This window comes from Kitasatospora sp. NPDC057198 (assembly GCF_042670125.1).
In the GTDB taxonomy this organism is placed as follows: domain Bacteria; phylum Actinomycetota; class Actinomycetes; order Streptomycetales; family Streptomycetaceae; genus Kitasatospora.
Map to the genome: position 1 here is coordinate 1 of NZ_JBHUWH010000877.1, position 1,235 is coordinate 1,235.

Annotated in this window: 2 protein-coding genes; both read left to right on the forward strand. The window is 75.3% G+C overall.

Translation table 11 applies throughout. The features are described from left to right. A partial coding sequence (locus ACFUEL_RS39800) for an SsgA family sporulation/cell division regulator (protein ID WP_380243119.1) occupies window positions 1–180 on the forward strand: 180 nt, incomplete at its 5' end. 187 nt (window positions 181–367) lie between these two features. After that, window positions 368–880: a hypothetical protein gene (locus ACFUEL_RS39805; protein ID WP_380243121.1), complete on the forward strand. Its 513-nt coding sequence runs from the start codon at window positions 368–370 to the stop codon at window positions 878–880. Window positions 881–1,235: the final 355 nt, after the last annotated feature.

The following is a 1,235-nucleotide window of genomic DNA, read 5'->3' on the forward strand; positions in this document are numbered from 1 at the left end:
GGCCTGGTGCTGCGCTCCCCCGAGGGTGACGCGCTGATGCGCGCCGCGGCCCCGCCGCTGCTGGCCTTCCTGGCCCGCACCGACCGGCTGGTGCCGATGGGCCAGGAGCGCTTCGCCGACGACCTCGACCGGAAGCTCGCCCGCATCCTGGCCTCGTCCGGCCCCCACGACACACTCTGACCCCGGCGGCGGCACGGCCTCTCCGAACGGCCTCCGAACGGCCTCCGGGCAGCGGTCGGGCAGCGGTCGGGCGAAGCGTACCGACTCGTCGCCCGTACGGGGTGAGCTGCGGGGAAGCAGCCCGAACTCGCAGTCGGAGAGGCTACGTTGGTGTCCCGTCACAGACTTTCCGAGGGAGACCGACGGCGTGACCAGCGAGCAGGAAGCCATCGACAGGGCCGTGACCGCCGTCATCTCGGCGGTGCGGGTCGGCGACGTCGCCGGCCTGTACGAGTCCGTGATGCCGCCGGACGGCCTGCGGACGCCTCCCGACGAGGTCGCCAACTGGTTCGGCCTGCTGCTGATCCACATGGCGCTCGCCGCCGCGGACGCCTGCGCGCTGGAACGGGGCTGCTCCCGGGAGGACGTCGCCCGGTGGATCACGGACGTCCTGGGCCCGCCGCCCACCCCGGCCCTGATCCGCGGCGCGGACCCCGCCCGCATCGACCACGTCACGGCCACCGGCGCGGCGGCCGACCACGCCCGGTACGTCGGCTACAGCGTCGACCTGATGATGATCGGCCTCGCCGCACCGGGCGTGGACGTGGACAAGCGGATGGTCGACGCCCACCAGGCCGCGACGAACGACAAGACCACCCGCATCAACGTGATCGCCCTCCTCGGCAGCCTCGCCGCCACCGCCCCCTCCCGCCGGGGCTGAGCCCCCGGCCCGGCCGTCCCGGTTCCCCGACCCGGTTCCCCGTCCCGGCTCCCCGACCAGGGACTCGCCCCCTCGCGCCGGGCAACGGCCTCCGGCCGCCGGGCTCCGCCGGAAGGCCGTCGTGCGCGCTCGGCGCATCTGCCGTCCGGGTGGTGCCGCGTGATCGTCGGTGCGCGGTGTGGCGGGTCGCCTGGCGGTGGCGGGGGCGGGCGCGGTGAGGTGTCCCATCGGATCAGCCGTACACAATCCGTCGGGCGTGAGGAGGGCACCGTGCAACCGGAGCACAACGGACACCGGGCGGCCGGGGGCCGGGGGCCGGCTGGTCAACCCAACGGCCGTCGAGGCGGGCCCGGAG